Raw genomic sequence first — 19330 nt, forward strand, 5'->3', positions numbered from 1 at the left:
TATCGCCCGGGGCCGCGCGCCTCCGGAACTTCCCCTCACGGTTCCCGGAAAATCTCCCGGAGAATTCAGAGAAGAGTGAGGGTGAGGGTCGCGCTGTAATCTCCGGGCGGGGTGAATCCGGGAACGGTGAGGGTGAGATCGGCGTCGGCGTCGAACCGGCCGCCGGTGAACGGGCGGGAGCCGTCCGGATCCATCCGGCAGAGGCTCGCCGCCGCGCTCCCGAGCGCGGCGGGCGAACCGGCCACCGGCACCCCCACGCTGCCGCTCTGCGCCGCGCACCTGGGCGTCCACCGAACAGCACCGGCCGGGATGGTGCCACCGCCGGAGCCGGTGAAGCCGGAGAGCGTGGCGGTCAGCGACCAGCCGCTGTCGACACCGCGGCCGTCCTCCACCTCGACCCGGTTGAGCCGGGACCGCTGCACACCGCTGCCGGTGCCCAGCACCGTCGTACCGAAGTCGACGGTGTCACCGTCCTGGACCATGGACAGCGTCCCGGCCCTGACCGAGGTGCTCAGCCGCTGGTCGGCGCTGCCGCCGTCCCCTCCCTCGCCGTCGGAGACGGTGAACGGTGCGGTCCGCACGGTCGCCGGATCGTTGCCCTCGTCGGCCTGGACCGCGACGACGGCGTCGGAGGTCACGGTGAACTCGACGGCGAACGTGCCGTCCGGGCCGCTCTTGACGTAGACCGCGCTGTCGTCGATCCCGGTGCCCGAGGCGTCGAGGCCGATGACGTTGATCCAGCGGTCCGGGTTGTAGTTCTTGCCGCTGACCGTGATCGCGGTGCCGACCGGTCCGCTGCTGCGCGACAGCGAGATCTCGCGGTCGCCGGCCGCGACGGCCCGGACGGTGAGGGGGGCGGTGGCCTCCTTCGTACCGTCGTTGACCTTCACCTCGTACGCACCGTCCGGCACCGCGCCGGCCTCCGCGAGGGTGGCCGTGCCCTGCAATGTGCCGCCGCCGTCGACCGTGAGGGTGTGGCTCCTGAACTTCAGCGGATCGCAGCCGCCACCACCCACCGCACAGAGCGAGGGCACGGGCGTGCCGCCCGGCGTCCACCCCGAACCGCCCAGTGTCACAGGGGTGTTGGGGCGTACGGGATCGGCGGGTGCGGTCAGTGTGGCGGGCTCGGTGCCGGTGCCCTCCACCGTGACGCTGCCGATGCTGCCGCCGCCGTCGACGACGTCGCAGGGCGTCTCGAAGACCGAGCCGAGCACCTTGGTCTGGGTCAGCGTACGGATGGGGGCGAACGAGATGTCACCGGAGGCGTTCGCGGGGACCATGAAGTCGCCCTCGTACGGCGGGAGTTCGATGGGTTTCCCGGCCGGGATGTCCATCGTGAACTCGGCGCCCCGCACGGTGACGGTGCCGGTCGCCCCGCCGGACATGGCGAGGTCGAGGCTGGGGATGGTGGGCACATCGTCCAGGGCGAGTCCGCTGGTGGCGGGGGACGGACCGAGCGTGACCTCGGCGTGCACCTTTCCGCCCGGGGCGACGACCGCGGGCGACAGCTCGACGGTCATCTCCTGCGGCCCGGTCGCCTCGCCCTGGCCCGCGGGCAGCACGCAGTGGACGGACGGGGTGACCGTACCGGCCGCCTGCCGCCCGGCCGCCGGCACGTCCTGCGGTGCGGCCTGGGCGGTGGCCCCGGCGCAGCTCAGCGACATCACGAAGCAGGCAGCGAGCAGACCGGTCACGCCGGGTCTTCGTCGTCGTATCACCAGACACCCCTCCATGGCCCATTGATTGCGCACATTGAGGAGGTCGCGTGCGGAGAAGTCAAGAGAGAACCGGATGATCCTTATCTGAAATGCCCGAAAAGCATTTCCGCGGGAATTTCAAGAGCGCCTGTAGACATCTCTTGACTTCTATGAAGATCACAGTTTCACTGCACCCGACATGCCGGGCCCGGCACGCAGATCCACTTCTTCAGCTCTTCGGTGAATCTGCGGAATTCAGAACCGGAAGGAGTTCCCCCCGTCATGTCGTCGAATCGAAGACACATCCCCCTGGTGCTGGCCGCGGCCTGTTCCGTGGCCGGCGCACTCGCCCTGGCCCCGGCGGCCCAGGCGGTGACTCCGCTCACCGCGACGGCCACGTACGACTGCGGCGCCTGGGGCAGCGGTCTCGCCACCCTGACCGCCGCCGACTCGGGCACGTCCAAGACCATAAAGATCACGTCCACCGCGATCACCATGCCGGCCGGCACCAGCGCCGACCCGAACAGCATCACCACGACGCTCAAGCTCACCAAGACCTCGGGCGGCGTCACCAGTCAGGTGCAGTTCTCCGGCAAGACCAACCCCGGCATGAGCGGCGGCAGCCCGATCACCCTGGGCCCGCTGAAGCTCACCTCCGGCACCCTGGCGGCGGGTGACAGCACGAATTCCGTGGTGCTGGCCTCTCCCCCGAGCGCCACCAACTGGTCACTGCAGATCGTGGCCTCGTCCCCGACGTCGGCCACGGTCCCGTGCGTCGCCACGGCCAACCAGTCCGCACCGTTCGTCTGGTAGCCGCGTCGTCCCGTCCGCTAGCCGCGCCGTCCGGAAAACGCGTCACCCGGTAGCCGCGGCTTCCGGAAAACGCTCCGTCCGATGGTCGCGCCATCCGGAAAACGCGTCACCCGGTAGTCACGGCTTCCGGAAAACGCTCCGTCCGATGGTCACACCATCCGGAAAACGCGTCACCCGGTAGTCACGGCTTCCGGAAAACGCTCCGTCCGGTGGTCGCATCTTCCGGATATCGCGCCGTCCGGTAGCCGCGCCACCCTCGTCCGCACGCACGACCATCCGCACGCACGACGCCGGCCCGGGGCGAGGACCGCTGTCCCCGCCCCGGGCCGGCACCCGCACGTCCCCGCCCGCTCACGTCATACGGGTGGCCCACTCCTGGACCTTCTTGATCCGCTGCTGGATCTGCCCGGCCGTGGCCTCCGCGCTCGGCGGCCCGCCGCACACCCGCCGCAGCTCGGTGTGGATCACTCCGTGCGGCTTGCCGCTCTGGTGCGTGTACGCCGACACCATGGTGTTGAGCTGCTTGCGCAGCCCGAGCAGCTGCTTGTGCGTGACCACCGGCCGCGCGTCGGCCGGCTTCTCCAGCAGGTCGGCCTCCTCGGCCGGCCGCTGGCGGCTGTGCGCGATCTGCCGGGACTGCCGCTTCTGGAGCAGCAGCTGCACCTGATCGGGTTCGAGCAGCCCCGGAATCCCCAGGTAGTCCTGCTCCTCCTCGCTGCCGGGGTGCGCCTGCATGCCGAATTCGGCGCCGTCGTACAGCACCCGGTCGAAGACGGCGTCCGATTCGAGGGCCTCGAAGGGCAGCTGCTCCTCGGTCTCCTCGTCCTCCAGCTTCTCGGCGTCGGCGAGGAGCTTGTCCTCCTCGGCGAACGGGTTCTCCTCGTCGCTGCCCTTCTTGGGCTTGTCGAGGACGTGGTCCCGCTCGACCTCCATCTCGTTGGCGAAGTCGAGCAGCATCGGAATGGTCGGTACGAAGACCGAGGCGGTCTCGCCGCGCCTGCGCGAACGCACGAAACGCCCGACGGCCTGCGCGAAGAAGAGCGGCGTGGAGATGGTGGTGGCGTACACGCCGACGGCCAGGCGCGGCACGTCGACGCCTTCCGACACCATGCGGACCGCAACCATCCAGCGGGAATCGTCCCCGCTGAACTGGTCGATCTTCTTCGAGGCGGCCTTCTCGTCGGAGAGGACGACGGTGGCCTTCTCGCCGGTGACCCGCTTGAGGATCTTGGCGTACTCGCGCGCCGATTCCTGGTCGGTGGCGATGACCAGCCCGCCCGCGTCCGGAATGCCCTTGCGGACCTCGGTCAGCCGCTTGTCGGCGGCGCTCAGCACATTGGGGATCCACTCGCCGGTGGGCGACAGCGCGGTGCGCCAGGCCTGCCCGATGGCGTCCTTGGTCATCGGCTCGCCGAGCCGGGCGGCGATCTCGTCACCGGCCTTGGTGCGCCAGCGCATGTTGCCGCTGTAGCTGAGGAAGATCACGGGCCGGACGACGCCGTCGGCGAGCGCGTTGCCGTAGCCGTAGGTGTAGTCGGCCGAGGAGCGCCGGATGCCGTCGTTGCCCTCCTCGTACACGACGAAGGGGATCGGGTTGGTGTCCGACCGGAACGGCGTACCGGTGAGCGCGAGCCGCCGGGTGGCCGGGTCGAACGCCTCCTGGCACGCCTCGCCCCAGGACTTCGAGTCACCGGCGTGGTGGATCTCGTCGAGGATCACCAGGGTCTTGCGCTGCTCGCAGCGGTTGCGGTGCAGCATCGGCCGGACGCCGACACCCGCGTAGGTGACCGCGACGCCGTCGTACTCCTTGCTCAGCGGACCCGCGCTGTAGTCGGGGTCGAGCTTGATACCTATCCGGGCCGCTGCTTCGGCCCACTGCTTCTTCAGGTGCTCGGTCGGCGCGACGACGGTGATCTGCTGCACGACGTGGTGGTGCAGCAGCCATGACGCGAGGGTCAGCGCGAAGGTGGTCTTCCCCGCGCCGGGGGTGGCGACCGCGAGGAAGTCGCGCGGCTGCTCCTGGATGTACTTCTCCATGGCGCCCTGCTGCCAGGCTCGCAGCTTGCCGGCCGTGCCCCAGGGGGCGCGGCCGGGGAAGGCGGGTGAGAGGTGGTGGGAGGCGGTAGTAGTCACGGTCTCCGGTTCGGGTCTCTCGGGTACGTGGGGCGCTGTCCGCACGGGCGGGGACGACCCCACCCGCGATACGACAACCGGGCCACCTTACCGGGGGACGGCGCGGAACCCCGTACGGACGAGCGGTGGTTCGGGCACGCTGAGACCCTCTTCACAGATCGTCTTCACGGATCGGTTTCACGGATCGGCGTCACACGGCAGAACCGGGAAGCCGTTCGGCTATCTCGGGCATGTCGAGGGCGCCCCGGCACACGTCCAGCGCGAACTTCTCGGCCGCGTCGACATCGGGGCCAGCGCTCGGGCGATGCCCATCGATGTACAGGAAGACCCAGGTGGCCCACCGGGCGATGCGCTCGCTACCGTCGGCGAGGGCGCGGTTGCGCGCCAAGGACTCCCTGAGCGCCGCGGCCTTCTGCCACACACATCCGGACAGGTGTCCTGGCCGAACACGCTCGCCTGCGGGCGGACGAGCGCCGAATCGAGCAGCCCGCGGTCGCGCACCTCGGCAGCCCCGAGGCTGCTCGGCGAGGCCGAGCAGCCCGGGAAGTGTCGGGTACGGCATCGGGCGAGCCTCCGGTTGAGCCACGTGGCACTAAGCCCTTGTCCGCACCCGGGCGGCCACCCAGGCCCCCACCAGCGCCACCCCCGCCATCGGCAGGAAGACCACCGCGAACGCCCCCGGATGAGACCCCGCGGCCCCCGCCTCCGCCGCCCCGTGCACGGCGCCCACCGTGCCGCCGCCGAGCGCCGCGAAGGCCGCTCCGCCCGCGGCCAGCAGCAGTACGTTCGAGAGCCCGTCGGAGATCTGGAGGGCGGCCGAGTTCGCCCCCGCCTCCTCCGGCGCCGACAGTTTCAGCAGCAGCACGCTCGTCGATGCGATCACCATGCCCATGCCGAAGCACCCGAAGGCCCAGGCCACGGCCACGGTCCAGACCGGCACCGAGTCGATCAGCACGGACGGCGCGGCCGCGATCGCGGCCGCGACCAGCACCATGCCGCCCACCATCAGGCGCTCCCGGTACGGCTCCAGGCGCGGCCGGGACTGTACGTACGAACCGAGCGCCCAGGTCCCGCCCCCGGCCGCGAGCGAGAACCCGGCCATCGTCGGACTGAGCCCGCGCTGGGTGACCAGCATCAGCGGTACGAACGACTCGGCGGCTATGAACGACCCGGCCGCCACCCCGCGCAGCAGCACCACCGAGGGCAGCCCGCGCGCCGCCCGGCCGGTCCCCGGCGGCAGCAGCCCGCGCACCGCGGGCACGAGCAGGGCGACACCCGCGGCGGCCGGCAGCAGCGCGAACCAGTTCAGCTCCTGCCCGGCGTACTGGAGCAGCGCCGCACCCAGCGAGATCCCGAGCGCGAGCATGATGCGGCGCCGGTCGTACGGCTCGACGGGCGCCGCCGCATCGGCCGGCCCCGACGCCCGGCGCCGGATCGCGGGCAGCGCGAGCGCCAGCGGGAACACCACGAGGACCGGGATGCCGATGAAGACCCAGCGCCAGCCCAGGTGCTCGGTCACACTCCCGGCGGCGAGCGGCCCGACGACCGAGGGGATCACCCAGCTCGCGGCGAACGCGGCCAGGATCGACGGTTGCAGCCGCTTCGGGTAGGCCCGGCTGATCACCACGTACAACGCCACGATCACGAGCCCCCCGCCGAGCCCCTGCACGGCCCGCCCCGCGACGAAGATCCACATGCTCCCGGCGGTCCCGCAGAGCAGCAGCCCCGCCCCGAACGCACTGATCCCGGCGGCGAGCGGCCCCAGCGGACCACGCCGGTCCGCCCACTGCCCGGAGAGCACCATGGCGAACAGGCTGGTCGTGAAGTACGCGGAGAACGCGAACGCGTACAACGGAATGCCGTGCAGCTCCCGCGCGGCAACCGGCATCGCGGTTCCCACGGCGGTCGCCTCGAAGGCGATCAGGAACACGACGGAGACAATGCCGACACTGAGTGCCCGATAGCTCCGCCCGAGCACCCCTTCCCCGGATCCGGAATCGGACTCGGTGGCGGCGGCGATGTCCGCGGTGTCCGCAGCAAGGGGCGGGACGTCAACGCCGTCACGTGGTTCCAAGGCACTCATGAGCCCAAGCGTAAGGGTCGAAATCTCACTTGAACCCTGTCGCGGGACGGTCGCCCGCTCGTCCGTTGGTCGTAGGACCACAACACCCCGCACAACCGCCGGCGCCCCCGATCGTGAACGCGACATGGCAGTCACATTGCAGCCCGCCCGACACTCTTGATCACCTCTCCTGCCCGCCCTACGGTCGAACCACAACGAGGAACACACGGCCGTGTGCCCGAGTGGTTGAGGGGCTCGACTGCAACTCGAGTTACACCGGTTCGAATCCGGTCACGGCCTCGGGGAGATGCACGGGACGGCCGCCCCAGTAATGCAGCGGCGGCCGTTCTCGTACACGGCAATTCCCGTACTTCACGTCGGCAGGGAGCAACAGCTCACGAAGCAGCCGCCGGATCGTCGTCGCTCAGCGCCTGCTTCACCATCTCCTTCACGTGCGCCTCGTCCTCCTTACTGAGCGAGGTCTGCACGAGCTGCCCGCCGAACTTGGCGATCTCGGGGACGACCCGGTCTCGGGCGGCCGTCTTCACAAGCACGAAGACCGCGGCGGCGCCGGGCCGGAGGTTGGCGCTGAGTTCCTTCATGAAGTTGTCGTCGACACCGGTATCGACAGCGGCCCCGCCCGCGGCACCGGCTGCAGCGCCTACCGCGGCACCGAGAAACGGCACGAGGAAGAGCAGCCCGATGACGCTCCCCCACAACGCGCCGCCCACGGCACCGTTTCCGACGTGGTTGACGGCCTGATGCAGCTTGATCTTGCCGTCCTTCTCACGCCGCTCGACGACGACGATGTCCTCGAGCTCGACGAGGTGCTCACGGTTCATGGACAGCAGCTTGTCCCGGACCTGGTCTGCGGTGGCGAGATCGTCGTAGGCGATGACGAACAGATTGCTCATACTGCTGACTCCTCCTCGTGATGCGTTACCGCCCCAACTATAGGAATCAACGGCGTACAGGGCATTTCGACCACAACTGTCGCAGGCTCTTCGGGCTCACGGGGCTCCCTGCCCCTTCCCGCAGCCCGACACCGCCCCACGAACCACCCTCGCCCGGTCGAGCCCCGCGAGCACCGCGTCCACCGACTGCTTCACGGTCTGCCCGGTCGTGTCCAGCCAGAGCCCGATCCGTGGCGTCTCCTCCCGCAGCACTCGGTCCAGCGACTCCACCGTCCACCCGGCCCCGTAACCGCTCTTCCCCCGCCCGGCCTCACGCTCGGCAACGGCCCGCGGCTCGGGAGCGAGCACAACGACGTACAGCGGCCGGCTCCATACGAGTTCGACATACCGGCCCAACTCCTCCCCCAGCACCACGTCCTGAACGACAGCGGTCCAGCCCTCACCCGCATAGGTGTCGGCCGTCATCGCGGACAGCCGGTACCGGAGCCGGAGTTGAGCCGCGGCCTCCTCGTACGCCCCCGGCACCATCTCGGCCCGCCCGGACACCACCATCCGCCGGAAGACGTCCCCCCGCACATGAACGGCCCGCGGCAACCGCTCGGCCAGGGCCTGGGCGACGGTGGACTTCCCGGAAGCCATCACCCCAGTAATGAGAATGACGGCAGGGCCGGGCCCGTCCCACTCCGACCCTCGTTCTCCTTCTGCGCACGCAGCCACCATCACGTCGTCGTCCACCTTTCTCCGGGACACGGCAGGCCGCATCCCCCTCCACTATTACTGCCGGAGCGGCTCATTGAAGGACCAGAAGTCAGAACGCTCCCGCGGCCTCGTGGCCGGGGGCTCGATGCCGAGCGGGACCGTCGGCCTGCGGCTCCTCCAGTGCGGCCCGGTCGGCCGCGGTCGACGCCGAGGACTTCCCCGGCGGGAGGAAGCAGGGCGACCTCACCTTGAGGGTGGCAAGGCCCTCGCCCTTGGCGCGGTCCAGGACTCCGGTGATGCCTTCCATCCAGAAGTCATCGGACTCCGTACGCATGCTCACCCAAGGGAAGAGGCCGGACATATCCTCCTTGTCCGACGAGTTGTACTTGTATCCCTGCTTCAGCCAGGCATCCCGCGCCTGCAGCACGAGGTTACTGGCCTCTGCCCCCGGAACCCCGGTCAGCTTGTAGAACAGGGTGACCTGCAGTCGGTCGTCGGGGCCATGGTCGTCTCCGGCAATGCAGGGGCCAATGGTCCCGGGGCCGGTGCGCTGCAGTGTCGGTTTGGGCGACATGTCGTCCACGGCCTGGTGAATGATCTCTTCTGCCCGGTCGATCGCTTGCTGCTCGTTCATCGTGACCTGCTTCGGTTTTTCTCCGCCGTCTCGCTGTGTCCCGCACGCGGTTACCACGGCCGTCAGGGCCACCAGCAGCACAGCGGCCGGGAATGCCCTCCGTAGGTTCACGGCTGTCCTCCGGTAACGAGCGTCCGTCCAGTCCCGGGCAGACACAGTCAGGTCGTCATCAGCCTTGAGGGCCCGGATTTTCGGCGCCCACTTCGTGTCCGCCTCCGTGGCTTCCTCAAGCGCGTCGGCGATCCGGTTCGCATACCCTGTTGCCTTGCCGTAGTTCGGGTTCGGATGGATGTTCGCCGCCTGGCGCTCCAGAGCATCAGAGGTCGGGCTGCCTCCGGCACTTCCCGCCACCGTGCCGCCATCAGCAACCTTCTCGTCGCCCGGCCTCTGACCGGCCGGATACGTGACCGAGCCGTCCGCGTTCACCGTGCAGCCGTCCGCCTGGGCGTCCTCGATCGCCGCGTTCAACTTCCGCTTGGCTGACGCCATGTCATAGGCGAACCCGTTGAGGGCCGTGCTGATCACGCCGCATTCGGTCAGGGTGCAGTGGAAGTTCTTCGCCAGGGCTCGAAGCTGCTTCTGCGCCGCCTCCGCTGCCTCACCCGTCAACGTCTTGCGCATGCCTGCGGCGACGGTGTTCTCGATGTGGTCCTTGGCTGCCTGGGCCACACTGCCCACGGAGCGGTATCCGTCGGCGGCGTCCTCGAACTCGGAGGGCTTGAATGCCTTGAGGGTGGCGTAGTCCATCCCGCCGTCACCGGCTCTTCGTATGGCCGCCGACGGCGTCCGTGTCCGCGTACCTGACGTTCAGCTTCTGCATCTCGCCGGCGACCGCCGCATCCGTCGACAACAGGTCGCGGCCCACCTGCTCCAGGGATCCTCTGGAGTGAGCCGCACCGCTCGCTGACACTTTCGGCGTACTTCTTCCAGGAGTCGTACGCGTCTTTCTGCGCGGCCGCGCTCGGACAACCCGTGGTTGCGCCGAGCCCCGTCTGGCCGTCCTCCAGTCTGGTCAGCGCGGTGCCGATGCTCTGGCGCAGGGAGCCCACCCCTTCGCCGGCCGTGACCCACGCCTTCTTGCTGGACTTCAGACCGCCCGTTACGGCGCTGGGCCCGGTGGGTTCACCGGGAACGTGGTTGATTCGCATCGCTACGGGCTGCCGATCGGTCACCTCGGTTTTGATCTGTTCCCACTCGTCCCACGCCATGCGTCGCCCCCGTCCACCCTTGCGGATCACTCCAGCCAAAGACACTGCATCGCAACAGCAATGCGCAGCCGGGACGAGCACCTGTACCTATGCACGGGGAGAGTTGGAGCCGGGGGGGACAGTCGGAGGGGGTGCATAGGCCTGGCGCGGGGGCTGCTGGTGAGGCTGGGATTGCTGGTACGGGTTGGGGTACGGGGGCTGGTGCGGGTGTGCGGGCGGGACGGCGGCGGAGCCGGACTTGGGGCGGCGGGAGCGGACGGCCAAGGCTGCGGCCACTACGCCGATGAGCGCGACCGCGCCCGCGCCCAGTCCGATCCAGAGACCCGTGTTCCCGCTGTTGTCATCGGAGGCGGGGGCTGCCGCGGCCGGCCTGTTGGAGTCCGCTGAGCCCCCGGTCGTCTTGGACGGTTCAGCGGAAGGGGTGGGGCTTGAACGCTCGGCTGCCGCGAGGTCGGGGAGCGGGTACACGTCGGGCGGGCCGGGGTCGCCCGGCGTCTTCAGGGCGATGCGGGGGCGGACCGCGCCGTATCCGACGTAGTCGTTGCGCTTGGCTCCGCTGGTCGGGCCACCTGCGGTATTCAGCATGACGCGGAGGACCTGATTGTTGGTCCAGTCGGGATGCTTGGCCCAGATGAGGGCGGCTGAGGCGGAGGCGATGGCGGTGGCGTCGCTGGTGCCACTCGTCTTGCACAACTGAGATCCGCCGGTGCAAGGGTGGACCATGTCGATTCCGGGCGCCGTGAAGTCGATCTGCGGCCCGTGCTGGGATTCGTCGGTCTTCTTCGCGTCGTGCCCAATGGCACCTACGCCGATAACCCCTGGTGTTCCAGATGGGTATGCGACCATGTTGGCCCCGTCGCCACTGTTTCCTGCGGCTGCAAAGATCAACGCTCCATTATCGAGTGCGAATTTCACAGCATCTGTGAGCGCCTGCGATCCCGAGTGTGCACCCAGGGAGATATTAATGACTTTTGCACCGCGCTCAACCGCATACCGAATCGCTGCGGGAGCAACTCTGTTGAATTTTTCATCCCCTTCCGCCTGGGTTGCCCCCACTCCGGAATCAGGCATACGGACCGGCAGGATCTTCGCTCCTGGCGCGAGTCCGAAGGCGCCGTCCCCTCCGTTGCTCCGGCCTGTCCCCGCGATCAACCCAGCCATGCTTGTGCCGTGACCGTCATAGTCAGTGTGTTCGTCCCCCTTGACGTCCGGCTCCAGATTCTTTCCCCTGAGAACCTGCCCCACGAGGTCGGGATTCGCCGGGTCCACACCACTGTCGAGCACAGCAACGACAACACCCTTGCCTGTACTAACCTGCCACATCTCGTCAGCCTTCATCGCATCGAGATGCCACTGCATGGAACGCGTGGAGTCGGCAAACGCTGGCCCGGCAGAACCGCCCATCAGGAGTACGCCCAGCACGGCCGACACCATGGTTCGCCGCCGTGTGAGTCCCCTATTCCTGATGCGCATCCGAATCCTCCGCGAGTTCGTTGTTGATCAGTCGATGACCGGCGGGACGACGCGTCGGCCACCGTGCTGCCAGGTGTCGTCGTCTTCGACCAGGTAGTCCGGCCGTTCGCCGTCCGTATCACGCCCAGTCGCATGCGTCCGAGGACCTTGAGGAGCGATCCCGCTGCCTCTCACCAGACCCGACCCTCCAGGCGTGAACGGGCGCGTGCCCGCCTGGCCCTGCTGTTGACGTCCGCCGACTACACCGCCCGCCTCCCCTGCCAGTCGACGACCGCCGTTGGCTGCGTTTGGAGGGACTCCGGGAACGATCCCACCGCCAATGCCCGGGGCACGCCCCATGGGCGCTGTGCCGTGGGCGTTCTCGTTGCCGATGACCGTTCCGCGCGGAATGCCAACCGCAGAACGTCCTGGGCCTGGGGGTACCACGCGGCCGCCGGTAATCCCCTGAGGCCCGGGGGCACGCCCCAACGGCCCGGGGCCCACCGGAGTCACCGCCGGAGCAGGGGCTGGCAGACGTGGTACCCCTGTCGTTCTGCCTCCCCCACTCGTGCTGCGCGGTGTGTAGGGACTGATATTGGGAGCAGGAGGAGTGATGCCCGGCGTCAGCGAGGGTGCACTGTCAGGTCTTGGCAAGGTTGGCGGCACCACTGGATTCGCGACCGGGGGCGGAGTATCCGGCAGCGCGGCCACTCCATCGATCCCCATGTCCACCGGTTCCGCGACCGAGGGCGACCCCACGTGCGGAGAGATGCCCGTGCTCCCGACGGGCGCGGGCACATCGGGTGCTGCTTCAGCCCGGTGTCCTGGCGTGATGACGTACCCCACCCCACTGGCTGCAGTCCCGGACCCAGGTCCAATGTGTCCGCCCTGTCGCCCGTCGTACCTCTCACCATCCTGCAGCGTGATCGCCTCCGGCATAGCCGGAAACACCGGCTTCTCCAGAGACGTCATCTGCGACGACGAGAAGGTGTACGTCTGCGACAGCCTCCGCATCTGTGCGGCAGCCTCTTCGCGGTTTCTCTTGCCGGACTCGATCAGCGTGTCTGCGGACTTCCTCGCCACCGCCGAGGCATCCGGATCGTTCCGTGCGGCGAGAGCCGCTTCCAGGTTCGCCTGCGCACCGGCCTCGGTCCGAGGGATCGAGGCCTGAGCCGATGCGATCGCGTTCGACGCCTCGCCAAGCCATTTGGAGACGCCCTCGCTGTAGTCCCCGAGACGCAGCGTCGCATTGGCCAGATCTGCACTCCACGTACGGAATGCATCGGCCCCTTTTCCCTTCCACTCCACCCACTGCGGGCGGACCTTCAGGTCCTCGGCGATCTTGCGGATCTCGGAGGCCGCGCTCACGAGACGATCCGCCGCGGCCTGCATCTCGCCGCTGTTGGCGTGGTCCAGCCACTCCAGCATCTGCTCGTGCGTCTTGTTGTCGAAATTCGTACCCATGACGCCGTCTCTCTCCCCGTCCCCGTCATCCGCCTGCAGAGCACATCGACGTCCGCATCAGAGGACAGCGCCGTCGGACGGGTGCTTCTGGTCAGCCTTGTGGTGGGCATTCGTTCTGCCCTGGATCGCGAGCATGCGGTCCCGCACGTCCGAGTCGACGTTCTCGTAGCCCTTGTGCGCTCCGAGAACGGCGATGCTCATGCCCTCGATGGAGTCGGAGAGCAGCTTGGACAGCTCCTCCAGCTCCTTGATGACCTTGGCGTACGAGCCGTGCAGGGTGTCCGCTTCCGACCACTCGCCCTTGCCCCCGCCGAACCGGTCCCGTCCCATCGTTTCCTCGCCGACCTTCCCCGGGCCGGCCGGTGAGGTCTTGAGGTCGTGGAGGAGAACGTCGATGCGATCGCGGAATTTCGTGAACGACGAGAGTTCGGTGACCAGTTCGCCCGCAGCGCCCGGGGACATCGCCCCCGCGGCTCCCACCGCCCCGATGACGCTCCATGGGTATGCCTGTGAATCCGCCCCCGGATCGCCCTGTCCCACAGTGCCCTCCCCCGATTGGCAACAGCCGTTTGACGCCTCGGGGTTCACCTTAGTCAGCGGTGGTGACACCGTGCATCTCCGGGTTGCATGTGCAACCCGGAGATGCAACGGATCGCGCCATCCGTGCGGGGGTCAGGAGTTGGAGGCCGCCACCGCTGCCTGGGGTCTGATGGGGAGGCGGTTTATCGGGCGGCCGGTGGCTGCGCGTACGGCGGCGGCCACTGCTGCGGGGGATGTCACCACGGGGACCGCCGAGGCGGGCTTGGCGCCGAAGGGGGCCACCACGTCGCGTTCCTCGATCAGTTTGACGATGCGAATTTCGGGGGCGTCCAGGGCGGTCGGGAGGGCGTAGCCGGTGAGGTCGGGGTGGCGGATCAGGCCGCGGGCGCTGCGGAGGTTCTCGGTGAGGGCGGCGCCGATGCCCTGGGTGATGCCGGCCTCGATACGGGTCGCCAGTTGGGACGGGTTGAGGATCCGGCCGACGTCCTGGGCGATCGCCATCTCCACGACCCGGACGGAGCCGAGTTCGATGTCGACGTCCACCACCGCGCGGATCGCGCAGAAGGCGAGGCCGACGAAGGCGTCGCCCTGGCCGGATTCGTCGAGGGGTTCGGTCGGGTGGGGGCGGCACTGGGCGGTGGCCCAGAGTTCCTTGCCGTCCATCGCCTCGGTGACCGTCGTGGACAGCACGCCGTCGTACGAGGTGATCTTGCCGTCGGCGATCTGCAGCAGCTCCGTGGACATGCCGAACTTGTGGGCCAGCGGCTGGAGCAGCTGGGTGCGGACCATCTTGGCGGCGCGTTCCACCGCTCCGGCCGAGACCCAGGTGTGGCGGCCGTGTGTCGCCGGGCCCGCCGGGGGCTGGTCGGTGTCGACGGACGCGACATGGACCTCTTCGATGCCCAGGGTCTCCTGGACGACCTGGCGGGCGAGCGTCGAGAAGCCCTGGCCCGTCTCGACCGCCGCGCAGATGACCGTGGCGATACCGTCGTGGACCCTGACCGTGGCCGTGGAGACCTCGTCGGCGCCCTCCGCGCCGAGCATGTGGACCATGCCGAGCGCGTAGCCGACCCCTCGGCGCACCGCACCGGGTTCGCCCGCGCCCTCGGGGCCGCCGGGGAGCAGCCAGTCGTCCTCCGGGGAGTCCTTGGGGAGGGCGGGGAGGGGGAAGTCCCTTACGGATTCCAGGAGTTCGGCCACCGGTGCCGGGCAGGTCACCGTCTGGCCGGTGGGCAGGATGTCGCCGGTGGACAGGGCGTTGCGCAGGCGCAGTTCGGCCGGGTCGATGCCGAGCTTGGCGGCCAGCTTGTCCATCTGGCCCTCGTACGCCGCGCAGACCTGCATCGCGCCCTCGCCCCGGACGTGGCCGGACGGCGGGTTGTTCGTGCGGACCGCCCAGCCCTCGATGAAGGCGTGCGGGACGACGTACGGGCCGCAGGCGAACGCGACCGCGGCGGCCAGTGACTCGGACGAGGAGTCGGCGTACGCGCCCGCGTCGAGCAGGATCTGCGCCTCGACCTTCACCAGCCGGCCTTCGGCGTCCGCGTGGTGGCGGTATCGCAGCAGCGTGGGGTGGCGGTGCGAGTGGCCGAGGAAGGACTCCTCGCGGGTGGCGGCCAGCTTGACCGGGCAGCCGGTACGCAGTGCGAGCAGGCCGAGCGGGAGCTGGAAGCCGGGCTCCTCGCGGTCGCCGGTCGCGCCGGGAACACCCGTGACGACGACCTTCACCCGGTCCGGTTCGAGGCCGAAGCAGGCGGCGGCGAGATCGCGGTCGGTGTGCGGGTCGGTGGAAGCGGTGTAGATCTCCACTCCGCCGTCGGGCCGTGGCACGGCCAGCCCGGCCTCGGCGCCGATGGGGGCCGGATCCTGGCGGCCGATGCGGTACAGGCCCTCGACGACGACCTCGCCGGTCACCTCGGGGTCTCCGTAGCGCAGCGGGATGTGGCGGATCAGATTGCCGTCGGGGTGCAGCGGTTCGGCGGCGAAGGCCTTCTCCGGGTCGGTGACCGGGTCGAGGATCTCGTATTCGACGGCGATGGCCGCGGCGGCGAGCCTGGCCGTGTCCGGGTGGTCGGCGGCGACCGCGGCGATCGGCTCGCCGTGGTGGCGGACCAGGTCGGACGCGAAGACCGGACGGTCGACGATCCGGCGCCCGTACGCGGTCTCCCCCGGGATGTCCTCGTGCGTGATGACGGCCCGTACGCCTGTCATCTCGACGGCGGCCGAGGTGTCGATGGACAGGATGCGGGCGTGCGGGTGCGGGGAGCGGAGGACGGCCGCCCAGAGCAGGCCCTCGGCCCAGAGGTCGGCCGCGTACGGGAAGGTGCCCTCGGTCTTGGCGCGCGCGTCGGCGGGCGGCAGCGAGACGCCGAGGCCGAGCGCGGGCGGCTCGGTGTCGGGGCCCTCGGCCGTCGGGGTGGTGCCCGTCGGGGTGGTGATCCGTGTGCTGGTCGCGTTGGCAGCGGTGGCTGCGTCGTTGCTCACGCCATGCCTCCGTCCTGCGGGTGCGGCTGGACTCCACCGGCGCCGGGGGCCGCCTGGTGCGGGATGCGGGCCTCGTCGGACTCCGGGGACGGGGAGTCCGGCGAGGCAAGGTCGGTGTCGGCCTCGCGGCCCGCGACGACCTCGTTGACGGCGTCCAGGACACCGCGGTAGCCGGAGCATCGGCAGAGGTTCCCGCAGAGGGCCTGGCGCGTCTCCAGCTCGCTGGGGGCGTGGTTGCCCTCCAGCAGGTCGTGGACGGTCATGGCCATGCCGGGGATGCAGAAGCCGCACTGGACGGCGCCGCACTTGGCCAGGGCGCGCTGGACGTCGGAAGGCTCGCCGTCCACGGCGAGACCCTCGACCGTACGGACCTCGCTGCCGGCCGTGGTGGCCGCGGGGACCAGGCAGGAGGCGACCAGCCTGCCGTCCACCTGGACGTTGCACGCGCCGCACTCGCCCTGCGAGCAGCCGTCCTTGGCGCCTGCGAGGCCGAGGCGCTCGCGGAGCACGTAGAGGAGCGACTCGCCGATCCAGGCGTCGGTGACGGGGCGGTCGGCGCCGTTCACGTGCAGGACGTAGGACGCGGCCGGGTGGTCGTCGGGAACGCCGAGCGGGACGGATTCGACCGACTGGGAGTCAGCCGGCTGGGGATCAGCCGGCTGGGGATCGGCCGACTGGGGATCGGTCGCCTGGGGATCGGTCGCCTGGGGATCGGCCGGCTGGGATTCCTGGGGGGTTGCGTCGGGGTCGGTCACCGGCGCCGGGGGCGCTGCGGCTTCGAGGTCCGGCGCCGTCCGCGATTCCTCCGGCTCGGCCTCCGCCGGATGCTCGGAGGCGGCGTCGACCGCGTCGGCAACGGCTTCGGAGGGCACTTCCGGGGTCTGCGGGGCGGCGGCACCATCCGGTACGGGGGCGGCCTCCGTCCCTACGGAAGCCGCCACGGACGTCTCCACAGGCGCCTCTGCTGGCGCCTCCACGGACGCCTCCGTGGCCGGTGCCGTCTCGGGGGCATGCGGGGTGTCCGCGTGCGTCACGGACGACGCCTCGACCTGCGCCTGCTCGAACTCGGCTCCCGGCGTGTGCTCCGGCTCGATGTCCATCAGGAGTGCGGGATCGACCGCGAGCCCGGTCCGGGCCCCGGCCTCGATCTCGGGTTCCGCGAAGGCTTCCGCGACGGGTTCCGGGGCCGGCTCCTGGACGGGCTCCTGCGTCGCCCACGGAGCGGGCGCGCCGCCCGGCAGCGTGGCCGGCGGGGTCCGGTCCCCGTACCACTGGGCGGCCAGCGCCGAGGCGGCGAACTCGCCGGACTCCTCCGGGAGATCACCGTCGGCGACCGGGATCGTCCACTGGCCGGTGTGGCCCGTGTGGCCGGTTCCGTCACCGTGGCCGCCGGTGTGGTCGACGGGGTCGGCGAACCCCGCCTGCCCCGCCTGGCCCGTGTGGACGCCGTACTCCGTGGACTCGGTGAAGTTCCACTGGCCCGTGGCCGCCGGGGTCTCCCGGTACTGCTCCTGCGCGTACGGATCGTGCGGTGCCTGGGGAGCATGAGGGACGTGCGGGGCCTGCGGTGCCTGGGAGGCATGAGGGAAGTGCGGGGCCTGGGGAGCCTGCTGCGGGTACTCGTACTCGTAGTCGTACGGGCCCTGCTGATGGTTCGGGTCCGGCCAGTGCACCGTCTCGGGGGCCTGCTGCTCCGCCCCCGTACCGCGCTCCTGCTGGCTCTGCGTCTGCATGATCCAGCTGCCCGTGGCCGACGGGTCGAGCCCGGCCGCCGGGGTCAGCGGCACGATCATCGGCGGTACGTAGCCCTGGCCGGGCGCGGCCAGCGGGATGTTCGCCAGGTCCTCCGGCGGCAGGTGGACGAAGGCGGTCGCCTCCGCGTCGTACTCGCCGCCCTGCGGCGTCGGCTGCCAGCCCCCGTGCTGCAGGTGCTCCTGCTGCCCGTGCTGATCGTTGTGGTCCTCGTTGCTCACGACAGTGCCCTCCCCAGCGCTCGTCGGGCCAGCGCGGCGACGGTCCGCCGCAGGTGCAGAACAGCGGGGGGCAGTGGTACCGCCTCGCCCGCGTCGGACGGTGGCTGGTCCGGGATGCAGGCCGCGGCGACGTACTCGCCGAAGGCGGCCAGCGCGTCGGGGGCCAGGCCCCGTTCGCCGTCCCAGTCGATCAGTGAGGCGATCCAGCGTTCGGCCTCCAGCGGCCGCAGCGGCATCGGCGCGATGGCGCCGACGGCGCAGCGCACCCCGCGCCGGGCCGGGTCGAGGACGATCGCGACGGAGGCGGTGGCGCGACCTGGGCCGGTGCGGCCGGTGGCCTTCAGGAAGACCTGGGGGGCGTGCAGCAGCGGCACCCGGACGAAGCCGATGAGTTCGGCGGGTTCGAGCATGTCGCGGCCGGCCAGCAGGTGCGAGACGGGGATCTCGCGTCGGGCGCCGCCCGGTCCCGCGATGACCAGCTCGGCCTCCAGCGCGGCGAGCACCGGCAGGGCGTCGCCGGTCGGGGCCGCCGTGGCGATGTTGCCGCCGAGCGTTCCGGCGTTACGGATCTGGGGCGGGCCGGCGGCGCGCGCCGACGCGGCCAGTGCGGGGATCAGGGCCGCGAAGTCGGGCCGTCCCATGCGTGCGTGGGTGAGGCCGGCGCCGAGCAGGGCGTGGCCGTCCTGGTAGTGCCAGCCGCGCAGCTCGCTGATCCGGCCGAGGCCGACCAGGCCCGAGGGGCGCAGCAGCCCCTTGTTGACGGCCGCCATCAGGTCTGTGCCGCCCGCCACGGGAACGGCGGCGGGCATGGCGCTGAGCGCCGCCACGGCCTCGTCGAGCGAGGCCGGCAGCGTCACGGACTGCGTCGCCTGCGGTGCGTGCGTGGTCAACCCAGCTGCCCCTTCCCGGTGTCCCGGCTGTCCGGCTGTTTCGCCGTACGGTACGTGCTCAAAGCCTGGACGTGGCAACTCTGGCACATCTTCGGATCGGACCGACGCGAGGGTCCGCGAAGGGCGTATCCATCCCTGATCAGGGGAATGTTCCCGTTTCACCCCACTTCGGCGCAGAGTGTGAATTGCAGCTCTTCGGCATGGCTCGTGAGTGATTGTTCTGTTCTGGCGCCCGAGTGCCGCGTTCCGTTCCGGCGGGGCGAGTTCCGGACAAAAAAACCGTCGGCCGGCCCGCTCCCTCGGAGCGTGGCCGGCCGACGGCCGGGTTAGGCCGGGTTCACACGGTAGGGGGCACCCCAAAGAAGGG

13 protein-coding genes, 1 tRNA gene and 2 pseudogenes are annotated in these 19330 nt (G+C 70.1%); 2 read left to right on the top strand and 14 right to left on the bottom strand.

The genetic code is table 11. From position 1 onward, the window contains the following. Window positions 1-65 precede the first annotated feature (65 nt). The gene (locus ACFVH0_RS39195) at window positions 66-1694 is read right to left on the bottom strand and encodes a hypothetical protein (protein WP_385828210.1); all 1629 of its coding nucleotides are present in this window, start codon (window positions 1692-1694) and stop codon (window positions 66-68) included. A gap of 285 nt (window positions 1695-1979) precedes the next feature. Between ACFVH0_RS39195 and ACFVH0_RS39200 the strand changes: the two genes are divergently transcribed. Then, window positions 1980-2510 carry a hypothetical protein gene (locus ACFVH0_RS39200; protein WP_385828211.1) on the top strand — a complete coding sequence of 177 codons (531 nt, stop codon included), beginning with the start codon at window positions 1980-1982 and terminating at the stop codon, window positions 2508-2510. 351 nt (window positions 2511-2861) lie between these two features. Here ACFVH0_RS39200 and ACFVH0_RS39205 read toward each other — a convergent pair whose 3' ends face one another. From ACFVH0_RS39205 to ACFVH0_RS39215, 3 genes and pseudogenes are all read right to left on the bottom strand, one after another. Continuing rightward, the gene (locus tag ACFVH0_RS39205) at window positions 2862-4643 is read right to left on the bottom strand and encodes a DEAD/DEAH box helicase (RefSeq protein WP_385828212.1); all 1782 of its coding nucleotides are present in this window, start codon (window positions 4641-4643) and stop codon (window positions 2862-2864) included. A 190-nt stretch (window positions 4644-4833) separates the two neighbouring features. Beyond that, window positions 4834-5205: pseudogene (locus tag ACFVH0_RS39210) on the bottom strand (type II toxin-antitoxin system death-on-curing family toxin). A gap of 30 nt (window positions 5206-5235) precedes the next feature. Further along, a complete protein-coding gene (locus tag ACFVH0_RS39215; protein WP_385828213.1) occupies window positions 5236-6726 on the bottom strand; it encodes an MFS transporter in 1491 nt (496 codons plus the stop codon). A 207-nt stretch (window positions 6727-6933) separates the two neighbouring features. Between ACFVH0_RS39215 and ACFVH0_RS39220 the strand changes: the two genes are divergently transcribed. Next, window positions 6934-7005: transfer RNA gene (locus tag ACFVH0_RS39220), tRNA-Cys, on the top strand. Window positions 7006-7100: 95 nt separating this feature from the next. On the opposite strand, the gene ACFVH0_RS39225 is transcribed toward ACFVH0_RS39220, so the two are convergent. The 10 genes and pseudogenes from ACFVH0_RS39225 to ACFVH0_RS39270 form a co-directional block, all read right to left on the bottom strand. Beyond that, window positions 7101-7619: a DUF1269 domain-containing protein gene (locus tag ACFVH0_RS39225; RefSeq protein ID WP_385828214.1), complete on the bottom strand. Its 519-nt coding sequence runs from the start codon at window positions 7617-7619 to the stop codon at window positions 7101-7103. 96 nt (window positions 7620-7715) lie between these two features. Then, window positions 7716-8339, bottom strand: coding sequence for an AAA family ATPase (locus ACFVH0_RS39230; RefSeq protein ID WP_385828222.1), 624 nt, complete (start codon window positions 8337-8339; stop codon window positions 7716-7718). Between the two features lie 739 nt (window positions 8340-9078). Beyond that, a pseudogene (locus ACFVH0_RS39235) lies at window positions 9079-9699 on the bottom strand (hypothetical protein); the annotation flags it as partial. A 7-nt stretch (window positions 9700-9706) separates the two neighbouring features. After that, window positions 9707-9862 (bottom strand): hypothetical protein, encoded by a 156-nt coding sequence (locus tag ACFVH0_RS39240; RefSeq protein ID WP_385828215.1) that lies wholly within the window; start codon window positions 9860-9862, stop codon window positions 9707-9709. A gap of 385 nt (window positions 9863-10247) precedes the next feature. Next, a complete protein-coding gene (gene mycP, locus ACFVH0_RS39245; protein WP_385828216.1) occupies window positions 10248-11633 on the bottom strand; it encodes a type VII secretion-associated serine protease mycosin in 1386 nt (461 codons plus the stop codon). Between the two features lie 27 nt (window positions 11634-11660). After that, a complete protein-coding gene (locus tag ACFVH0_RS39250) occupies window positions 11661-13076 on the bottom strand; it encodes a hypothetical protein (RefSeq protein WP_385828217.1) in 1416 nt (471 codons plus the stop codon). A 57-nt stretch (window positions 13077-13133) separates the two neighbouring features. Beyond that, window positions 13134-13538, bottom strand: coding sequence for a hypothetical protein (locus ACFVH0_RS39255; protein WP_385828218.1), 405 nt, complete (start codon window positions 13536-13538; stop codon window positions 13134-13136). 210 nt (window positions 13539-13748) lie between these two features. Next, window positions 13749-16100, bottom strand: a complete 2352-nt coding sequence (locus ACFVH0_RS39260) for a xanthine dehydrogenase family protein molybdopterin-binding subunit (RefSeq protein WP_385828219.1) — start codon at window positions 16098-16100, stop codon at window positions 13749-13751. Beyond that, window positions 16097-18073: a 2Fe-2S iron-sulfur cluster-binding protein gene (locus tag ACFVH0_RS39265; protein WP_385828220.1), complete on the bottom strand. Its 1977-nt coding sequence runs from the start codon at window positions 18071-18073 to the stop codon at window positions 16097-16099. Before ACFVH0_RS39265 ends, ACFVH0_RS39260 begins: the two co-directional genes overlap by 4 nt. Next, window positions 18070-18963 (bottom strand): FAD binding domain-containing protein, encoded by an 894-nt coding sequence (locus ACFVH0_RS39270; protein ID WP_385828221.1) that lies wholly within the window; start codon window positions 18961-18963, stop codon window positions 18070-18072. The genes ACFVH0_RS39265 and ACFVH0_RS39270 overlap by 4 nt, the downstream gene beginning before the upstream one ends. Window positions 18964-19330 lie beyond the last annotated feature (367 nt).

This window comes from Streptomyces sp. NPDC127117 (assembly GCF_042677325.1).
GTDB lineage: Bacteria > Actinomycetota > Actinomycetes > Streptomycetales > Streptomycetaceae > Streptomyces.